Raw genomic sequence first — 455 nt, 5'->3', positions numbered from 1 at the left:
CACGTGAAGCAACACCAGAAGCCGGACGCGGCGGGTTCTCCGTGGCTGAACGGCTGCAAGAGACCTATGGTACCCGTATCCAAAAATGCCCTGAAGGCCACGTCCTACCGGGTATAGAGGCCCGGCGGTTACCGGGCCATACTCCCGGTCACACGGGATATCTTTTGCATGGTAATGATGACACGCTTTTTATCTGGGGGGATGTGCTGCATTTGGGGGCACTCCAGTCCCGCGATCCAAATATTGGGATGATCTACGACCTTTCTCCTGTGGTTGCTGCGACAACACGCCAAACCGCATTGGAGCATGCCGCCCGCGGCGGATGGGCCGTCGCAGGCGGCCATATTGGCTTCGGCCGAGTGCATTGTATGGAGGATGGCTATCGAATCTCGGAGTTATGAGCAAAGCAGTCTGTCGCAAATTTCCTGACATCTGTGGGGTATCATCCTGAGTTG

1 protein-coding gene is annotated in these 455 nt (G+C 56.5%); it reads left to right on the top strand.

From position 1 onward, the window contains the following. The coding region (locus C7G61_RS45785; protein WP_476727218.1) for an MBL fold metallo-hydrolase at positions 1-401 on the top strand (401 nt) is incomplete at its 5' end. Positions 402-455 lie beyond the last annotated feature (54 nt).

It is taken from the genome of Bradyrhizobium algeriense, assembly GCF_003062295.1.
GTDB lineage: Bacteria > Pseudomonadota > Alphaproteobacteria > Rhizobiales > Xanthobacteraceae > Bradyrhizobium > Bradyrhizobium algeriense.
Note: the sequence above shows the minus strand (reverse complement) of the source record. Positions and strands in the feature narration are given on the sequence as shown.